The organism is Allokutzneria oryzae (assembly GCF_042429765.1).
GTDB lineage: Bacteria > Actinomycetota > Actinomycetes > Mycobacteriales > Pseudonocardiaceae > Allokutzneria > Allokutzneria oryzae.
The window spans coordinates 168,434-185,384 of sequence record NZ_JBHLZU010000007.1; the positions used below are offsets into that span (position 1 = coordinate 168,434).

14 protein-coding genes are annotated in these 16,951 nt (G+C 70.7%); 6 read left to right on the forward strand and 8 right to left on the reverse strand.

Annotated features, from left to right (window positions below; genetic code table 11):
- Positions 1-403 precede the first annotated feature (403 nt).
- The 5 genes from ACFFQA_RS09435 (at position 404) to ACFFQA_RS09455 (ending at position 5,692) form a co-directional block, all read left to right on the forward strand.
- Entirely contained in the window at positions 404-1,174 is a 771-nt protein-coding gene (locus ACFFQA_RS09435) for a GNAT family protein (protein WP_377851325.1), read from the forward strand.
- Positions 1,175-1,196: 22 nt separating this feature from the next.
- On the forward strand, positions 1,197-2,531 hold the full coding sequence (locus ACFFQA_RS09440; protein ID WP_377851326.1) for a tetratricopeptide repeat protein: 1,335 nt from the start codon (positions 1,197-1,199) through the stop codon (positions 2,529-2,531).
- 646 nt (positions 2,532-3,177) lie between these two features.
- A complete protein-coding gene (locus ACFFQA_RS09445; protein ID WP_377851327.1) occupies positions 3,178-3,480 on the forward strand; it encodes a KH domain-containing protein in 303 nt (100 codons plus the stop codon).
- A 75-nt stretch (positions 3,481-3,555) separates the two neighbouring features.
- The gene (locus ACFFQA_RS09450) at positions 3,556-5,070 is read left to right on the forward strand and encodes an MFS transporter (RefSeq protein ID WP_377851328.1); all 1,515 of its coding nucleotides are present in this window, start codon (positions 3,556-3,558) and stop codon (positions 5,068-5,070) included.
- A gap of 34 nt (positions 5,071-5,104) precedes the next feature.
- On the forward strand, positions 5,105-5,692 hold the full coding sequence (locus ACFFQA_RS09455; RefSeq protein WP_377851329.1) for a TetR/AcrR family transcriptional regulator: 588 nt from the start codon (positions 5,105-5,107) through the stop codon (positions 5,690-5,692).
- Between the two features lie 23 nt (positions 5,693-5,715).
- Here ACFFQA_RS09455 and ACFFQA_RS09460 read toward each other — a convergent pair whose 3' ends face one another.
- From ACFFQA_RS09460 to ACFFQA_RS09485, 6 genes are all read right to left on the reverse strand, one after another.
- Complete coding sequence (locus ACFFQA_RS09460) at positions 5,716-6,513, reverse strand: APH(3'') family aminoglycoside O-phosphotransferase (RefSeq protein ID WP_377851330.1); 798 nt, start codon at positions 6,511-6,513, stop codon at positions 5,716-5,718.
- 290 nt (positions 6,514-6,803) lie between these two features.
- A complete protein-coding gene (locus tag ACFFQA_RS09465) occupies positions 6,804-9,224 on the reverse strand; it encodes a beta-glucosidase family protein (protein ID WP_377851331.1) in 2,421 nt (806 codons plus the stop codon).
- A 33-nt stretch (positions 9,225-9,257) separates the two neighbouring features.
- Complete coding sequence (locus ACFFQA_RS09470) at positions 9,258-9,455, reverse strand: ferredoxin (RefSeq protein ID WP_377851332.1); 198 nt, start codon at positions 9,453-9,455, stop codon at positions 9,258-9,260.
- Entirely contained in the window at positions 9,455-10,645 is a 1,191-nt protein-coding gene (locus tag ACFFQA_RS09475; RefSeq protein WP_377851333.1) for a cytochrome P450, read from the reverse strand. The genes ACFFQA_RS09470 and ACFFQA_RS09475 overlap by 1 nt, the downstream gene beginning before the upstream one ends.
- Positions 10,646-10,686: 41 nt before the next feature.
- Positions 10,687-12,144, reverse strand: a complete 1,458-nt coding sequence (desII, locus tag ACFFQA_RS09480; RefSeq protein WP_377851334.1) for a dTDP-4-amino-4,6-dideoxy-D-glucose ammonia-lyase — start codon at positions 12,142-12,144, stop codon at positions 10,687-10,689.
- Positions 12,145-12,184: 40 nt separating this feature from the next.
- A complete protein-coding gene (locus ACFFQA_RS09485; protein ID WP_377851335.1) occupies positions 12,185-13,390 on the reverse strand; it encodes a dTDP-4-dehydro-6-deoxyglucose aminotransferase in 1,206 nt (401 codons plus the stop codon).
- Positions 13,391-13,679: 289 nt separating this feature from the next.
- Here ACFFQA_RS09485 and ACFFQA_RS09490 point away from each other — a divergent pair, with 289 nt between their 5' ends.
- Positions 13,680-14,801 (forward strand): DegT/DnrJ/EryC1/StrS family aminotransferase, encoded by a 1,122-nt coding sequence (locus ACFFQA_RS09490; protein WP_377851336.1) that lies wholly within the window; start codon positions 13,680-13,682, stop codon positions 14,799-14,801.
- Between the two features lie 102 nt (positions 14,802-14,903).
- Here ACFFQA_RS09490 and ACFFQA_RS09495 read toward each other — a convergent pair whose 3' ends face one another.
- Together ACFFQA_RS09495 and ACFFQA_RS09500 are read right to left on the reverse strand one after the other, a co-directional pair.
- The gene (locus ACFFQA_RS09495; RefSeq protein ID WP_377851337.1) at positions 14,904-15,626 is read right to left on the reverse strand and encodes a class I SAM-dependent methyltransferase; all 723 of its coding nucleotides are present in this window, start codon (positions 15,624-15,626) and stop codon (positions 14,904-14,906) included.
- A 33-nt stretch (positions 15,627-15,659) separates the two neighbouring features.
- On the reverse strand, positions 15,660-16,916 hold the full coding sequence (locus tag ACFFQA_RS09500) for an activator-dependent family glycosyltransferase (protein WP_377851338.1): 1,257 nt from the start codon (positions 16,914-16,916) through the stop codon (positions 15,660-15,662).
- Positions 16,917-16,951 lie beyond the last annotated feature (35 nt).

Sequence of the window (16,951 nt, forward strand, 5' to 3'; positions counted from 1 at the left end):
GATTCTCCGGCGGGTTCCTAGGATCTGTCCTGCAACTCATCCCGGTACCCCGAGGCGGCTCACCCACCCCGCGCCGCCGCGCGCGGCCTGCCGCCGTGTGCCCTGGCTGGCGTGGGCGCGGCCCTGGCTGGCGTGGTCAGTGTTTTCGCGTTTTGTCACCTTGATGCGCAAGAGAGCGCTCTCATATCGCATCAAGGTGACAAAACGCGAATAGAGGGGCGGGCGTGGTGCGGGTGTTGGGGCGGCCGGGGGCTGAGGGCGGCCGGGGGCGAGGGGGTCGGGGGTGAGGGGGTCGAGGGAGCGGCGAGGGGTGAGGGGGTCGAGGGGTGAAGGGGTCGGGAGCGGCGAGGGGTGAGGGGGTCGAGGGCGTCACCACGTGCAGGACACGGCCTAGGATCTCCGGGTGCCGAAGTCGACGGTCGTCACCACCAGCGAGCGGCCCGACCTCACTGGCAGTGCCCTTGCACCGCTTCGCGACGGCTGGCCGACGTTCGTCCTCCACGATCCGGTCTCCAACACCCACCGTCGTGCCGTCGCGGAGTACTTCCCCCGCTTCGACGTGCTGCTCCTGGACGGCGACGAGGTTCTGGCCAGGGCAACCGCGGTGGCCCTGCGCTGGGACGGCGACGTGGCCACGCTTCCCGAGGGCTACGACGGCGCCCTGGTCGCCGCGGTCACCGAGCACGAGAGCGGCGTCGAACCGGACACCCTGTGCATCGTGGCCGCCACCGTGCGGCCCGACCGCACCGGCGGCGGACTGGCTGGGACAGTGCTCACCGCCCTGCGTGAGCGTGCCGCCGATGCCGGGCTGCGGCGGGTGGTCGTGCCGGTGCGGCCGACGCTCAAGGCGAGCTACCCGCTGACGTCGATGCCGGACTTCCTGCGCTGGACCCGTGATGACGGCCTGCATCTGGATCCCTGGGTTCGCACCCACCAGCGGCTCGGCGCCACGATCCTGGCTCCGGCACCGCGGTCCATGGTCGTGTCCGGGACCGTCGCGCAGTGGGAGGAGTGGACCGGCATGGCGTTTCCGCGGACGGGCAGGTACGTCGTTCCCGGCGGGCTCGATCTGGTCGAGATCGACCGCGAGCGGGACAGGGGGGTCTACGAGGAGACCAATCTCTGGATGCGCCATGGGCTCGGGGACCACCCGACCGGTGGACCGAGGCTGTAGCTCGTGCTCGTATTGTTCGAGGATGCGACATGATCAACACGGTGTGCCGCTGAACGCGGCCACCGCCGCCGCCGTCGACGAGCTGGACCGCGCGGTCGATGCCCTGCTGCACTTCCGCTCCGACGTCGGTGACCTCGCCGAGCGCGTCGTCGCCGAGGACCCGACGTTGCCGCTGGGAAACGCCCTGCGCGTGTACCTGGCCGTGCTCAGCACCGACCCCCAGCACCTCCCCGTCGTCGCCGACGAGTTCGCGAAGTTCCACAGCGTGGTCGACCCGAGCGTGCTGACGGCAGGCGAACGGACCCACCTTCGGGCGGCCACCCGTCTGCTGGAGGGCGACCTGTCAGCCGCCGGTCAGCTGCTCGCCGAGGCCTCCGCCGCCCAGCCGCGTGACGCCCTCGCGCTGGCCTTCGGCCACCAGATCGACTTCCTCACCGGCGACGCGGTGTCGCTGCGCGACCGCGTCGGCGGGGCCATGCCCGCGTGGAGCGAAGCGGACCCGCACTACGCCAACCTGCTGGGCATGTACGCGTTCGGCCTGGAGGAATGCGGCCATTGGGACCAGGCCGAGCAGGTCGGTCTGCGCGCGATGGCGCTGGACTCCGCCGATGTGTGGAGCATCCACGCCGTCGGCCACGCCAACGAGATGCGGTCGCGGTTCTCGGCGGGCATCACGCTGTTCGACCGGCGCCGCGAGGACTGGGACACCGACAACCTGCTGCGCGTGCACATCTGGTGGCACTACTGCTTGTTCCTGTTGGAGGCCGGTCAGCCGGACCGGGCGCTGGAGATCTACGACACCGTGTTGGCACCGACCGGATCCGAAAGCATCCGCGACGTGGTCAACGCCGCCAGCCTGCTGTGGCGGCTGTACCTGGACGGCGCGCACGACGTGTCCCGGTGGGGCGACCTGGCACGAACCTGGCCGCCAAGGATGGCGACCCCGTTCAGCGCCTTCAACGACATGCACGCCGTGATGTGCTACGTCGGGGCAGGCGAGGACGCGGCGGCTGAGCAGTTGATCGCCGAGCGTCGGCGCTACGTCACCGAGTCACCTGCCCACGTCACCAATGCGGCGCAGACCGCGCGCGTCGGCCTGCCGGTGTGCGAGGCGATCCTGGCGTTCGGTCGACAGCGCTACGCCGAAGCCGTCGATCTGCTGTGGCCGCTGCGCCGTCGCGTGCACGAGTTCGGCGGCAGCCACGCGCAGCGCGATGTCGTGCAGCGGACGCTGGTGGAGGCCGCGGTCAGGGCCAACCGAACCGACCAGGCCAGGCTGCTGGTCAGCGAGCGGGTCAGCCTGCGTCCCGACAGCCCGTACAACCAGCTCAAACTCGGCCAGGTGGCCGTCAACTAGGTCGTTCTGCCCTGCACACGTGGTAACACCACCCCGTCACCACCTCACCACCCCCTCACCCACGAACCCCCGGCGCCCCCTGGCGCCCCTTGGCGCCCCCTCACCCCCCCCCGGCGCCCCTTGGCGCCTCCTCACCCGCGTGCCCCACGTTTCGCGTTTTGTCACCTTGATGCGAAATGGGAGCGCTCTTTTGCGCATCAAGGTGACAAAACGCGAGAACCCGACCACGCCGAGGTCGGCCACGGCGCGCACCGGAGGTGCGGAGGCCGAGGGGGCGGGGGCTGAGGGGGCTGGGGGGTGGGGCGCGCGGAAGGGGTGGGGAGGCGAGGGGCGGGGGTGCGGAGGCGCTGGGGTACGGAGGCGGGGGGCGGCGGGGCGAGGGGCGGGAGGCGAAGGGGGTACGGAGGCGGGGGCGGGGAGGCGCGGGGGCGGCGGCGGGTCGGGACGACTTGCAGGGCAGGCGCCAGGCGACCGATTGTCCAGTGTGGACGTTGCGGAGCCCGGACGTCGCTCGCGCTCCACGTCCGGCCTGGTCGACCGAGTCGGTTTTCCCTTGCCGCGCATGAGGGTCCGCGCTACGCGCAGCGGTCACCTCGCCACGGTCGTTTCGGGACTGGTCCCCGGGAGCGTCCGGACAATCACTGGCATGAACCAGAAACGAATGGCCGTCGTCGGACTGGTGTCGGCCGTCCTGGCGATAGGAACCGGTGCAGCAGGGGCGGGCACCGCAGTGGCCGCGCCGCACACCACTCCCGCGCCAGGGGTCACCTGCCAGGGGCTGCGGTGCGACAACACCAACAACCGCGCGGTCACGATCACCGGAACGTTCCTCTGTCCCCAGACCAGGTACTTCAAGGCCAAGCTGAAGCCCTCAAGCCTGACCTACGTCCCCAACCCCACCTGCCCCAACGGCCGCCCCGGGGTGCGTGCCTTCTTCCCGGACATGTAGCCGCCACGGCGTCATATTTGAACGATGGTTCTACTTGTACTATCGTTCAAATAGTCTCGCTGGAGGGAGGACGTCATGTCGGAGGTCGCGACGCGGCGCGCTGGAGCGCGCGAGTGGGCCGGTCTGGGGTTGTTGGCGCTGCCGACGGTGCTGCTGGGCCTCGATGTCACCGTGCTGTACCTGGTGCTGCCGAGCATGGCCACCGCCCTGTCCCCCTCGGCGACGCAGACGCTGTGGATCATGGACGCCTACGGGTTCCTCATCGCCGGGTTCCTCATCACGATGGGGACGCTGGGCGACCGGATCGGCAGGCGCCGCCTGCTGGTGACCGGGATGACGGCCTTCGCCGCCGTGTCGGTGGTCGCGGCCTTCGCTCCCAGCGCCGAGCTGCTGATCCTGGCTCGGGGCCTGCTGGGGATCGCCGGTGCCACGCTGATGCCCTCGACGCTGTCGTTGATCTCGAACATGTTCTCCGACGCGCGACAGCGCGCGGTGGCGATCGGGGTGTGGGCCACGATGTTCGCCGTCGGCATGGCCGCCGGACCCGTCGTCGGTGGCGCGCTGGTCGACACGTTCTGGTGGGGCGCGGCGTTCCTGCTCGCCGTCCCCATCGCCGTCGTCGTCCTGGCAGGCGCGAAGGCCCTGCTGCCCGAGTACGCCGATCCGACCGCGGGCCGGCTGGACCTGGTCAGCGTCGCCCTGTCACTGGCGGCGATCCTGCCGGTGATCTACGCCGTCAAGCACGCCGCCGCCCACGGTCCCGACGCGAGCACAGCGATCCTCCTCGCCGTTGGCGGCGTCGCAGGCGCGGTGTTCGCGCGCAGGCAGCGCCGCCTGGCCTCTCCCCTGCTGGACGTCACCCTGTTCACCGACCGGGCGTTCTCCGCGGCACTCGCCGTGCTGCTGATCGGACTGGTCGGGGTTGGCGGGAGCATGTACCTGGTCACCCAGTACCTCCAGTTGGTCGAAGGCCTGACCCCGTTCGCGGCGGGCTTGTGGATGGGGCCACCCGCCTTGGCGATGTTCACCGCCGCCATCGGCGCGCCCCTGGTCGCCAGGCGGGTGCGCCCGGGCCTGGTCATGGCCGTCACCCTGGGGCTCTCGGTGATCGGCTACGCGCTGCTGGCCACCGCGGGCACCGGGGAGGCGGCTCGCGTGGTGGCCGGGTTCGCGTTCGTCTACCTCGGCCTCGGCGCCATCGCGGCCCTGGGCACCGACATCGTCGTCGGCGCCGCGCCTGCCTCGAAGTCCGGTTCGGCCGCCGCGCTCTCCGAGACCGTCCAAGAGCTCGGCATCGCCGTCGGCGTCGCCCTGCTCGGCAGCCTCACCACCGCCCTCTACAGCGCCCGCGTGGACGCGCCCTCAGACGTCTCACCCGAGGTCGCCGACCGTCTCACCGGCAGCCTCTCCGACGCGCTCTCGGTCGCCGACCAGGTGCCCGCCGACGTCGTGCGGGCCGCGCAGGAGGCGTTCACCACCGGAGTGAACACGGCCTCGGCCGTGGCCGGCGCGGCCATCCTCGTGGCGACGGCGCTGTGCCTGATCGCTCTGCGGCACGTGCGTCCCCTCGGGCAGGACCAGCAGCGGTAACCCGCTCGACTACCCTGGTCACACAGGAGGGGGCATGAACGACGAGAGTGAACCCGTTGACGGGCGCAGGGCCAGGGGCAGCAAGCGGCGCGCCGAGATCATCGAGGCCACTCTCGCCGTCGTCACCCGTGACGGCGCCGCCGGCGTCACCCATCGCACCGTCGCCAAACAGGCCGGCATGACCACCAGCCTGAGCACCTACTACTTCGCCACCCTCGACGACCTCCTCGTCGCGGCCCTGTCCAGCGTCGCCGACGCCTACACCGCCCGCATCCGCGCCATCATCGACGGTCCCGGCGACAAGCTGCGCGGGTTGGCCGAGCTCATCGTCGAGTCCGCCGGACCCGGTCGCGAACGCGCCCTTGCCGAACGCGAACTGTCCACCCTGGCCGCACGCCGCCCGGCACTGGCGCCGGTGGCCCGTCGCTGGCGGGAGAACGTCGCCGAGCTCGCCACCACCCTCACCGACGACCCCACCGCGATCGCCGCGATCGTCGCCGCCTCCGACGGCCTGTGCACCGCCATCCTCATCGACAACGTTCCCGCCGACATCGAGTACGTGCACCGCGTTCTCCGCCGAGCCCTCGGAACCCACCGCGAGGCGCCCACCACAACGCGCTGAAGCGGTGGACGTCAGCGCCGCGGTCATCCCCAGGTGAGCGGATCCAGGTGGAGGTAGAACCGCTGGCGGTCGATGTCGAGCACGATGTCGTAGCCGTCAGCGAAAGCCTGGTCGGCACCGCTCGCCCGGTCCTCGTCGGCCCACGTCTCCCGCGCGTTGGCCAGGAGCAGCGCGATGTCGGCGTAACGATCGGCCTTCCCGAGGCGCCCGAGGTCGATGAACCCGGCGAAGGCGAGCGTGTCCGGGTTCAGCATGATGTTGGGAAGACAGAGGTCGCCGTGGCAGACGACGGTGTCGGCAGCCTCCTGCGCCGCGCGTTCCTCGACCTGCTCCGCCAGTCTCACGAGCAGGTCCCGCGGCGGCGTCCGCTGCTGCTCCTCCGGCAGAAAGTCGGGGTTGACCGCGCCGCGCGCGACGACGTCCTGGGCGGTGGCGAACATCCGTCGCAGCCCGCGCTCAAATGGACAGTCCTCTGTGGACAGACCGTGCAACCCGCGCACGGCGTCGGTGATGGACGGCCACGCGCGGTGCAGCGACTGCATCGGCACGCTGTCAGCAGGCACTCCGACCACAGTGCTGGTCACCAAACAAGCGGCGTCGTCATCAACGGTCCAGTCGAGCACCCTGGGACAGGGGACTCCCTGGGCGCTGAGCCACTCGACGCGGTCCCGCTCCTGCTCAAGAAGCTCCTGGTGTTGCGCGGGCACACTCTTGGCGAACCGAGAACCGTCAGCGTGACGGAAGACGCTGGCACCGGACTCGCCGCCCGTGACCGGCTCCCACGTACCCGGATGGTGCCGACCAAGCCAAGACTCGCGCACAGAGAGATCCTTACGTTGTCCTCAAGGAGGTTCCGCCACAGAGGCCTGTCGTGGCCAGACGCCAGTCTGGCATCCGTCCGCAACTGCTTTCTCCCAGGCGTACCTGGCCACATTGGACACCGCCGAAAGCGGGAGAGCACGACGCCCGGGCCGGGACGGCGAAGCGCATCGCACCGTTCGCGGGCCCATGGACGTGTCGTGACGACCTGGGTCATCCATGGGCCCGCGAACGGCATGCGGTCACCGCGACCGGCGGGAACTGGGGTGGCTCGCGTTGCGCGGTGACGTGGTCAGCCGGTCACGGTGAGCGTGGTGGACAGCGGAAGGCTCGCCGAGGATGACCCGATCGACACGACCCGTGGCCCCGCTCCCGTGGCCCAGGCGTGGGTGGTCGTGTTCCAGTGCTTCAGCTGCTGGGCGTCCACCCGGATCGTCACGCGCTTGCTCTCCCCCGGTTTCAGCTCCACCTTGGTGTAGCCGACGAGGGCCTTCTCCGCCTGCGGCGCGCTCACTTGGCCGCTGGGGCCGAGGTAGACCTGCGCCACCTCCTTGCCCGCGCGTTTTCCGGTGTTGCGCAACGTGAAGCTCACGTCGAAGCCGCCTCCGGCCGCCGGGACCGCACGCGCGTCGCTGTAGGCGAAGCTGGTGTAGGACAGGCCGTGGCCGAACGGGAACAGCGGCTTGACCTTCTTCTTGTCGTACCAGCGGTAGCCGACGTGGATGCCCTCCGAGTACCGCTGCTCGTCGCCGACGCCCGGATAGCGCTCCGGGTCGTTGGCCACCGGGTGGCTGTTCTCGTCGACCGGGAAGGTCTGGGTCAGCCGACCACTGGGGTTGGCGTCGCCGAACAGCAGCGCGGTGGTCGCCTCCGCCCCGGTCTGGCCGGGGTACCACATGTCCAGCACCGCGGCGGTCCGCGCGAGCCACGGCATCGTCACCGACGAGCCGGTGTTGAGCACCACCACCGTGTTCGGGTTGGCCTTCGCCACCTCGGTGATCAGCTGGTCCTGGCGTCCTGGCAGGCCGAGGGTGGGCCGGTCGACGCCCTCGGAGCCGTCGTCGAAGGCGAAGACCACCGCGGTCCTCGCCTTCGCGGCGGCGGCGACGGCCTGGTCGATCGCGGCCTGGGCGGCTTGCGGGGTGACCCAGCTCAGCCGCGCGGTGAGCGCGGACTCCAGCGGGGCCGACCCGGTCAGCACCAGCTTGTGCGTGCCCTGGGTGAGCCGGACGACGACGCTGGTGGTCGCGCCGAAGACCTCACCGGCCTCGATCGGGGCACCGTCGTCGATCGTGAGCGTGGCGTAGCCGCCCTCCACCCGCACCGCGATCCGGTAGTTACCGGTGACCGGCGCGGTCAGCGTGCCCTCGTGGAGGGTGCCCGAGGCACCGGGCTCCAGCCTGCCCTCGGTGAACGCGGGGGACAGTGCCGCTCCGGGGTTCTCCCCGACCCGCTCCTCGCCCACCGAGTAGGTCACCGTGCTGCCCGCCCCGGCGCGGGCGCGGATGGTGTCGATCGGCGCGGAAGCCTTGTCCGGGACCACGTGCGCGCTGCCGAGGCCGGTGACCTTCGGCTCCTCGGCGGTCGGCCCGATCACCGCGATGGACCCGCCGCCGGTCAGCGGCAGCGCCTGGTTCTCGTTGCGCAGCAGGACCGCGCCCGCCTCGGCCACCTGCTGGGTGACGCGGGCCGCGCCGGGCAGGTCGCGGGACGGGCGCGGCTTCTGGTTGGCGCCGACCAGGCCGTGCTTGTCCATCTGGGTCACGATCCTGCTCACCGACCTGTCCAGAGTGGACATCGGGATCGTGCCGTCCGACACGGCCTTGCGCAGCGCGTCGCCGAAGTAGGTGCCGCCGGGCACCGAGCCGCCGGTGGACTGGCTCCAGTCGATGCCCAGCTCCTGGTCAAGGCCCTTGCTGATCGAGTCGGTGCTGTGCGTGGCCAGCCAGTCCGACATCACCCAGCCCTGGAAGCCCCACTGCTCGCGCAGGATCGTGTTCAGCAGCTCCGCGTTGCCGCACGACGGCGTGCCGTTGAGCTTGTTGTAGGCGCACATCACCGAGCTGACCCCGGCGCGCGCCGACGCCTCGAACGCGGGCAGCTCGATCTCGCGCAGGGTCTGCTCGTCGACGGTGACGTTGACGTTCTCCCGGTTGTGCTCCTGGTTGTTCTCCGCGAAGTGCTTGGCGGTGGCCAGCAGCCCCTGGCTCTGGACGCCCTGGATCTGCGCCGCGGCGGTGCGCGCCGTGACCAGCGGGTCCTCGCTGAAGGTCTCGAAGTTCCGCCCCGCCTGCGGCACCCGGATGATGTTCATCATCGGCCCGAACACCAGGTCCTGGCCCAGTGCCCTGCCGTCGCGGCCCATCACCTCGCCGTAGGCGCGGGCGAGCTGGTCGTCGAAGGTCGACGCCAGCGCGATCGGCGCGGGCATCGCCGTGGACGGGTGCCGGTTGAGCCGGATCCCGGCCGGGCCGTCCGCCGCGCGCAGCTCGGCGATGCCCAGCCGGGGAACGCCGGGCAGGTAGCCGACGCTGAACAGCCCCGAGAACGTGACCGTCCAGTGCACGAAGGACAGCTTCTCGTCCAGGGTCATCTTGGCGACCAGTGGGTGCACCGCGGGCTGCGCCGAGGCGCCCGGGGTGCTGCCGAGCAGCAGCGCGACGCTCAGCGCCGCGCCGACCAGACGCGGGACGAGCCGACCGCGTCCAGGCATGGTGGTTCCCCTCCGAATCAGCAGCTGTGGCACTCAGTCCTCCCGCACCAGGACCGCCTGGACCGGGCACATCGCCTCGGCCTCGCGGACCCGCTCGTGCAGGCCGGGCGCGGGCTCCGGGTCCAGGACGACGACCAGCCCCTGGTCGTCGTCCTGGTCGAAGACCTCGGGCGCGGTGAGGACGCACTGCCCCGAGCTGACGCACCGGTCGGTGCGCGCGCTGACCCGCATCACCAGGTGACCGGGAGCTCGTAGACCCCGAACAGCGTCGCGTCGTGCTTGAACGGCAGCTCGTCGAGCTCCACGGCCAGCCGCAGCTGAGGGATCTTGCCGAACAGCGCCCGGAACGCGATCTCCAGCTCCGCCTTGGCCAGGTGCTGGCCGATGCACTGGTGCGGGCCGTAGCCGAAGGCGAGGTGGTGCCGCTCGGTGCGGTCGACGTCGAACTCGTCGGGCCGTTCGAAGGCGCGCTCGTCCCGGTTGGCCGCCGCGGCGAGGGCGATCACGCTGTCCCCCGCCTTGATCAGCGTGTCGCCGACCTGGATGTCCTCCTTGGCGGCGCGGCGCAGCCAGTCACCGCTGGAGTGGTAGCGCAGCAGCTCGTCGATGACCTTGGGCCACAGCTCGGGGTTCTCCTGCGCCCGCGCGACCACGTCCGGGCGGTCCATCAGCGTCAGCGCGCCGAGCCCGACCATGTTGGCGCTGGTCTCGTGGCCGACGATGAGCAGCAGCAGCGAGGTGTGCACCAGCTCCTCGTGGGTCAGCGCGCCGGTCCGCCGCTGCTCCACCACCAGCCTGCTGATCAGGCCCTCGTCCGGGTCGGCCTCCTTCTTGGCGCACAGCTCGTCGAGGTAGGTGTAGAGCTCCATGAAGGCGGTCTGGGTCTCCTCGGCGGTGGCGCTCTGCACCGGGACCGAGGAGCGGGAGTGGAAGAACTCGCGGTCGGCGTAGGGCACGCCGAGCAGCTGGCAGATCACCTGGGTGGCCAGCGGCAGCGCGAGCGCCTGGTTGAGGTCGACCGGCCCGCCGTTGGCGAGCATCTTCTCCACCAGCTCCTCGGTGACCTGCTCCAGCTCCGGCCGCATCTCCCGGACCCGCTTCACGGTGAAGTCCGAGGTGAGCATGCGCCGGTAGACGCCGTGCTCCGGCGGGTCCATCCCGACGATGGTGCGGAAGCCCTCCGCGGTGCCCTCCTCACTGGCGGCGAGCGTGGCCAGCCGGTGCGGCTCCATGCTCAACCTGTTGTCCTGCAACAGGGTTCGGGCCTCGTCGTAGCGGGTCACCAGCCAGGTGGGCACGCCGTTCCACAGCGTCCCCCTGACCACCGGCCCCTCCTCGCGCATCCGGGCGTAGCCGGGCGGCGGGTCGAACGGGCACGTTCTGCGCATCGGGAACGCGGGCGCGTCCTGGGTCTCGGTCATCTCAGTGCTCCTCGTTGTCTCTCGCTCGTCACGGGCCGTGCTCATCGCAGGAAACCGCGCGCCTCGCCCCACCCGGCCGCGACGTCGGCCTCCATCTGCCGCAGCCGCGCGGTGATCACCTGGTCGAAGCCGTCGAGCAGGTACTCGTCGCCCGGTTCGGACTCCACGCCCGCGCCGGAGGTGATGAAGCGCTCCAGCAGCTCGCCGAGGCTGTCGCCGGGCGCGAGCCTGCCGATGCTGTACTTGTCCGAGCCCTTCAGGTCCGGGAAGGCCGCGCCCCGGTAGAGGTAGACGTCGCCGAGCAGGTCGATCTGCACGGTGGTCTGCGGGTGCGACCGGGGGCGCATGTCCTTGTCGTTGATGCGCAACAGCTTCGCGTCGGCGCCCATCCGCAGGCTGTGCAGCGCGTAGCCGTAGTCCACCTTCAGCGTCGGGGTGTGGCTGCGGACCCGCTCCTCGAAGACCGCCAACGCCTCCTGCAGCGCGATCCGCTCGGCGACGGGCAGGCTGTTCTCCGTGCTGTTGCTGTAGTCCTCGCGCAGGCTCAGCGTGTCGATCGGGCGCTCCGGCGCGGCGTCGTTGAGCTCGGCGATGAAGTCGACGAGATCGGTGAGCCGGTCGGCGCGGCCCGGCAGGATGATGTAGCTGAAGCCGAGCTTGATGCCCGCGTCGCGTTCCTGGCGCAGCTGCTGCACCCGGGTCAGGTTCTTCCTGACCCTGGTGAAGGCGTTGCGCTTGGTGGTGGTCTGCTCGTACTCCTCGTCGTTGAGGCCGTAGAGCGAGGTGCGCAGCGCGGACAGGTCCCACAGCCCCGGCTGGCGGTTGAGGGTCTGCTCGGTCAGCGCGAAGGAGTTGCTGTACATGGGCATCCGCAGCCCGCGGGCGGCCGCCCTGGCGACGAGCTCGCCGAGCTGCGGGTTGGTCAGCGGTTCGAGCCCGCCGGAGACGTACATGCCGGTCGGGTTGTCCAGCGGCATCTCGTCGATCAGCGACGCGAACATGGCGTTGCCGTCGGCGAGGGAGGACTGCTGGTAGCGCGCACCGGTCGCCCGCGCGCAGAAGCTGCAACGGAACATGCAGGTCGGCCCGGGGAACAGCCCGACGATCCTGGGGAACATGTAGGTGCCGTGCAGCGCCGCGTCCAGCGCGCCGTCGCGCTCCAGCGGCAGCAGCGTGTTGACCCAGTACATCCCGGCGGGCCCGGTCTCGACGGCGGTGCGCAGCTGCGGCACCTCGCCGAAGAGCTCCAGCAGCCGCGCGAAGTCGTCCCGGCCCACGGCGAGCTGCTCGCGCGCCTGCTCCAGGGTGGTGAACGGTTCGGTGCCGTAGATCCGCGCGAGCGCGACGAGTCCGCTCGCCAGCCGCTCGGCATCCTCGGAGCCGGTGCGGGCGAGCCCGGCGACCACGGGGGTCAGCTCCCGCGCCGCCACAGCGGGGTCGGCCGTGGGGTGGGCGCAGGAGGAGATCGCGGTGGATTCCAGGTGCAGCGCGGTGTTCATGGCTTGCCTTCCGTTCGTTGCGCTGTTCTCGGCCGGGTGTTCACGCCGTGCGCTGCTCGCGCTGCAGCCAGCGGCTGGTCACCTGCGCGCCGTTGCCCGCCGCGATCTGGACGATGTCGGAGACCCTGCGGATGTCCTCGCGGGAGACCGTGGTGCCGGTCGGCAGCGCCAGCACCCGGTCGGCGAGCCACTCGGTGTGCGGCAACGGGGCGCGCACCGCGTCCCGGTACGGCGGCCGCTGGTGGCACGCCGGGGAGAAGTACCGTTGTCCCACGACGTTCTCCGCGCGCAGGACCTCCAGCAGCAGGTCGCGGTGGATACCGGTGACCTGCTCGTCGATCTCCACGATCACGTACTGGTAGTTGTTGCGCTGGCGCTTGTCGAAGCCCACCACGGTGACCCCGGCCAGCTCGGCGAACTCGGCGCGGTAGCACTCGTAGTTCTCCAGGTTGCGGGCGATGGCCGTCTCGAAGGCGTCCAGCGAGGTGAGCCCCATCGCGGCGGCGGCCTCGCTCATCTTCGCGTTGGTGCCCGCCTCCTCGGGGACGCCCTCGTGGCTGAAGCCGAAGTTGTGCAGCGCGCGGACCCGGCGGGCCAGGCCGTCGTCGTCGGTGACGATCGCACCGCCCTCGAAGGCGTTGACGACCTTGGTCGCGTGGAAGCTGAACACCTCGGCGTTGCCGAACCCGCCGACGCGACGGCCGTCGTGGGTGCAGCCCAGCGCGTGCGCGGCGTCGAAGAACAGCTTGAGGCCGTTGTCGGCGGCCACCTTCTCCAGTTCGTCGACCGCGCAGGGCCGCCCCCACAGGTGCACGCCGAAGATCGCTGTGGTGCGCGGGGTGACCAGCTCCTGCACCAGCTTCGGGTCCATGCAGCCGGTCGCCGGGTCGATGTCGCAGAACACCGGGTCGAGCCCGAGCCAGCGGACCGCGTGCGCGGTGGCCGCGAAGGTCAGCGACGGCATGATCACCTCGCCGCTGAGGTCGGCGGCGCGCACCAGCAGCTGCAGCGCGGCCGTCGCGTTGCAGGTGGCGATGCAGTTGCGCACCCCGGCCACCTCGGCAACGCGTTCCTCGAATTCCCGCACCAACGGACCGCCATTGGTCAGCCACTGATTGTCCAGCGCCCAGTCCAGCCGGTCGAAAAATCGCGCCCGGTCCCCGATGTTCGGCCGGCCGACATAGAGGGTCTGCATGAACGCCTCTGGCCCACCGAACAAAGCAAGGTCGTCAACACCACGCTTCATAACTGCTCATCACCCCAGATGACCGCGTACCGACCAGGTACGACTTGGCGAGGCTAACACGGCGTAAATCGAAGGAATGTCGGATTATCAAAGAATTCTAATTGCCCCAAAAAGGGCACGACAAATCACGCGACCTCGGTCGCGACATCACTTTCACAGAAGAGTGTGAACTTATCCGGAAGCCGGTCGCCCCGGGTCGGAAAAATAGATATCCTCGGCGCGAGAATAGCTCGACCGCCGACTACAGGGCGAAATCGATCACATACCCCTCTGGTTTCTGGAGACCACCATGAACGTCCCGTTCCTCGATGTCCGCGCCGCCTACCTCGACCTGCGCGAGGAGATCGACGCCGCGGTGCTGCGGGTGCTGTCCTCGGGCTGGTACCTGCTCGGCCCGGAGATCGAGAGCTTCGAGTCCGAGTTCGCCGCGTACTGCGGGGCGCGGCACTGCGTCGCCGTCGGCAGCGGCTGCGACGCGCTCGAACTCACCCTGCGGGGCCTGGGCATCGGCCCCGGCGACGAGGTGATCGTGCCCTCGCACACCTTCATCGCCACCTGGCTCGCGGTCTCCGAGGTCGGCGCCCTGCCCGTCCCGGTGGAGCCGGACGAGCGCACCCACGTGCTCGACCCGGCCCTCGTCGAGGCCGCGATCACCCCGCGCACCAAGGCGATCATGCCGGTGCACCTCTACGGCCACCCCGCCGACACCGACGCGATCGGCGAGATCGCCGCCCGGCACGGGCTGCACGTCGTCGGCGACGCCGCGCAGGCGCACGGCGCGCGGGTGCGCGGCAAGCGGGTCGGCTCCACCGGCACCGCGACCGCCTTCAGCTTCTACCCCGGCAAGAACCTGGGCGCGCTCGGCGACGGCGGTGCGATGGTGACCGACGACCCCGAGCTGGCCGAGCGGGTCCGGCTGCTGCGCAACTACGGCTCGAAGGTCAAGTACCAGCACGAGGTCCAGGCGACGAACTCCCGCCTCGACGAGGTCCAGGCCGCCGCGCTGCGGGTCAAGCTGCCGCACCTGGACGCGTGGACCGACCGCCGCAGGGCCGTCGCCGACCGCTACCTCACCGAGCTCGCCGGGCTGCCGGATCTGGAGCTGCCGCACGTCGAGCCCTGGGCGGAGCACGTGTGGCACCTGTTCGTGGTGCGCACGCCCCGCCGCGAGGAGCTGCGGCGCGCGCTCACCGAGGCGGGCATCGGCAGCCTGATCCACTACCCGGTCCCGGTGCACTTGTCCCGGGCCTACGCCGACGAGCGCCGGCCGGAGGGCAGCTTCCCGCTCGCCGAGCGCGCGGCCGGGGAGGTGCTGAGCCTGCCGATGGGGCCACACCTGTCCGACGACGAGGTCACCGAGGTGGTGAGCGCCGTGAGGACGGCGCTCACCCGGCAGACCAGCCCGGCGTGACCCGGGGGCCTGTTTCAGGAGCCCGTGGTCGCGACAGCCGAGCAGAGCCCGGCTGTCGTCGACCGAGGCTCCCGGAACAGGCCTTTGCGGCATCGGCGTGTCCTACGCGCGGGTGCCGACGAACAGGCCGACGGGGCGAGCGGGTTCGCGGCCCTGGATGAACTCCAGGTCCACGAAACCCGCCGCCGCGAAGGCGTTGTCGTACTGCTCGCGGGTGAACAGCGTGCACTCGTGCTCGTCGAGGAAGTACCTGCTGCCCTCCGGCGTGGCCACCGTGTAGTGCACCTGCATCCGGCTCACGCCGCCGTCGCGGACCGCGTGCGAGACCCGGCCGATGGTGTACTCGCCCTCGCGGATGATGTCGCCGGCCACCCAGCCCGAGGTGTAGGTGTCCGGGAACCACCACGGTTCGATGACGATGACGCCACCGGGTTCGAGGTGGTCGCCCATGCACTTCAGCGCGTCGCGCAGGTCCTGCTCGGTCTTGAGGTAGCCGACCGAGCTGAACAGGCTGACCACGGCGTCGAACTTGCGGCCGAGGTCGAAGGAGCGCATGTCGGTCTCGTGCAGCGGGACGGAGTCCGGCAGCAGCTTCCGCGCGTGCTTGATCATCGCGTTGGACAGCTCAAGGCCCTCGACGTCGCCGACCTCGGCGAGGAAGGTGGCCAGGTGCGCACCGGTGCCGCAGGCCACGTCGAGCAGCGAGGTCACCGAGCCGCGGCGGGCGGTGACCAGTCCGAGGGTGTCCCTGGCCTCCTGGGCGAAGTCCTTGCCCCGGCCCCGGTAGACCATGTCGTAGATGTCGGCGTCGTCGGTGACGAACATGTCGATTCCTCTTCTTGTTGCTGTGTAAGGGTTTCAGGACCGGTGTTCGGCGGTCAGCCGTTCGAGCACCCCGACCACCTCGGCCGGTGAGGGGTCGGCGAGCACCTCGGCGCGCAGCTTGGCCGCGGCCTCGGCGAAGGACGGGTTCTCCAGCACCCGCACGAGCTTGTCGCGCAGGCTCCTCGGGGTCAGGTCGGCGGGTCGCTGCAACAGGCCGGCGCCCAGTCGCTCAAGCTGCTCCGCCTTGAGCACGGAGTCGTACATGTCGGCGAGCATGATGTGCGGGACGCCTGCCAGCAGCGCGGACGACCAGGTGCCCGCGCCGCCGTGGTAGACGATCGCCGAGCAGGTCGGCAGCAGCGCGTGCATCGGCACGAAGTCGACGAGCCGGGTGTTGTCCGGCACGCGCGGGAGCAGCTCGCGCTGCGAGGAGTCCAGCGTCGCGATCAGCTCGATGTCCAGGTCGGCCGTGGCCTCGATCAGGTCGGCGACCGAGACCCCGTCGCCGCCGAGCGCCTCCCGGGCGCTGACACCCAGGGTGAGGCAGACGCGCGGCTTCTTCGGGGCCTCGTGCAGCCAGTCCGGGATCACCGACTTGCCGTTGTAGGGCACGTACCGCATCGGCACGATGCGCTGCGGCAGCGGCAGCCTGGTGCTGGCCGGGGCCTGGTCGATGGTCCACTGGCCGGTGACGACCTCCTCGTCGAACTCCGCACCGAAGCGGTCCAGCGTCCAGGTCAGCCACTCCGCGAGCGGGTCGTCGCGGTGCTCCGGCGGCTGCTCGGCGAGCCGGTCCAGGAACAGTCCCCTGGTCCGGGACTGGACGTCCGGCCCGCCCCAGAGCAGTCGGGCGTGCGCGGCCCCGGTGACCCTGGCGGCGACCGCGCCCGCGTAGGTGAACGGCTCCCAGATGACCAGGTCCGGCTGCCAGCTCCTGGCGAAGGCGACCAGGTCGTCCACCATGCCGTCGTTGACCTTGGCGTAGAGCAGCGGCGTCAGCATGGTCTGGATGCCGAGGGCGAAGTCCCAGGTGACGATCTCCGGCCGGTCCTCGGCCAGGTTCACCTCGGGGTGGTCGCTGTTGGTGCTGCTCTGCTGCTGGGCGAAGTCGTGCACGGCGTGGTCGGTGCCGACCGGCACGGCGGTCAGCCCGGCCTGGGTGATCGCCTCGGTCAGCGCGGGCTGGCTGGCCACGCGGACGTCGTGCCCGGCGGCGCGGAAGGCCCACGCCAGCGGGACGGAGCTGTAGAAGTGCGTGTTGTGCGCGAACGAGGTGAACAGCACCCGCATCGCTTCTCTCCTTACCAGTCAAGTACGGCCATTCG

Excerpts from the sequence above, each read along its gene's own strand:
- ACFFQA_RS09470 (WP_377851332.1), bottom strand. The coding sequence starts at position 9,455 with ATGCGGGTCAGCGCGCGCACCGACCGGTGCGTCAGCTCGGGGCAGTGC.
- ACFFQA_RS09445 (WP_377851327.1), top strand. The coding sequence starts at position 3,178 with ATGAACCAGAAACGAATGGCCGTCGTCGGACTGGTGTCGGCCGTCCTG.
- ACFFQA_RS09490 (WP_377851336.1), top strand. The coding sequence starts at position 13,680 with ATGAACGTCCCGTTCCTCGATGTCCGCGCCGCCTACCTCGACCTGCGC.
- ACFFQA_RS09455 (WP_377851329.1), top strand. The coding sequence starts at position 5,105 with ATGAACGACGAGAGTGAACCCGTTGACGGGCGCAGGGCCAGGGGCAGC.
- desII (WP_377851334.1), bottom strand. The coding sequence starts at position 12,144 with ATGAACACCGCGCTGCACCTGGAATCCACCGCGATCTCCTCCTGCGCC.
- ACFFQA_RS09440 (WP_377851326.1), top strand. The coding sequence starts at position 1,197 with ATGCGACATGATCAACACGGTGTGCCGCTGAACGCGGCCACCGCCGCC.
- ACFFQA_RS09495 (WP_377851337.1), bottom strand. The coding sequence starts at position 15,626 with ATGTTCGTCACCGACGACGCCGACATCTACGACATGGTCTACCGGGGC.
- ACFFQA_RS09450 (WP_377851328.1), top strand. The coding sequence starts at position 3,556 with ATGTCGGAGGTCGCGACGCGGCGCGCTGGAGCGCGCGAGTGGGCCGGT.
- ACFFQA_RS09475 (WP_377851333.1), bottom strand. The coding sequence starts at position 10,645 with ATGACCGAGACCCAGGACGCGCCCGCGTTCCCGATGCGCAGAACGTGC.
- ACFFQA_RS09500 (WP_377851338.1), bottom strand. The coding sequence starts at position 16,916 with ATGCGGGTGCTGTTCACCTCGTTCGCGCACAACACGCACTTCTACAGC.
- ACFFQA_RS09485 (WP_377851335.1), bottom strand. The coding sequence starts at position 13,390 with ATGAAGCGTGGTGTTGACGACCTTGCTTTGTTCGGTGGGCCAGAGGCG.
- ACFFQA_RS09465 (WP_377851331.1), bottom strand. The coding sequence starts at position 9,224 with ATGCCTGGACGCGGTCGGCTCGTCCCGCGTCTGGTCGGCGCGGCGCTG.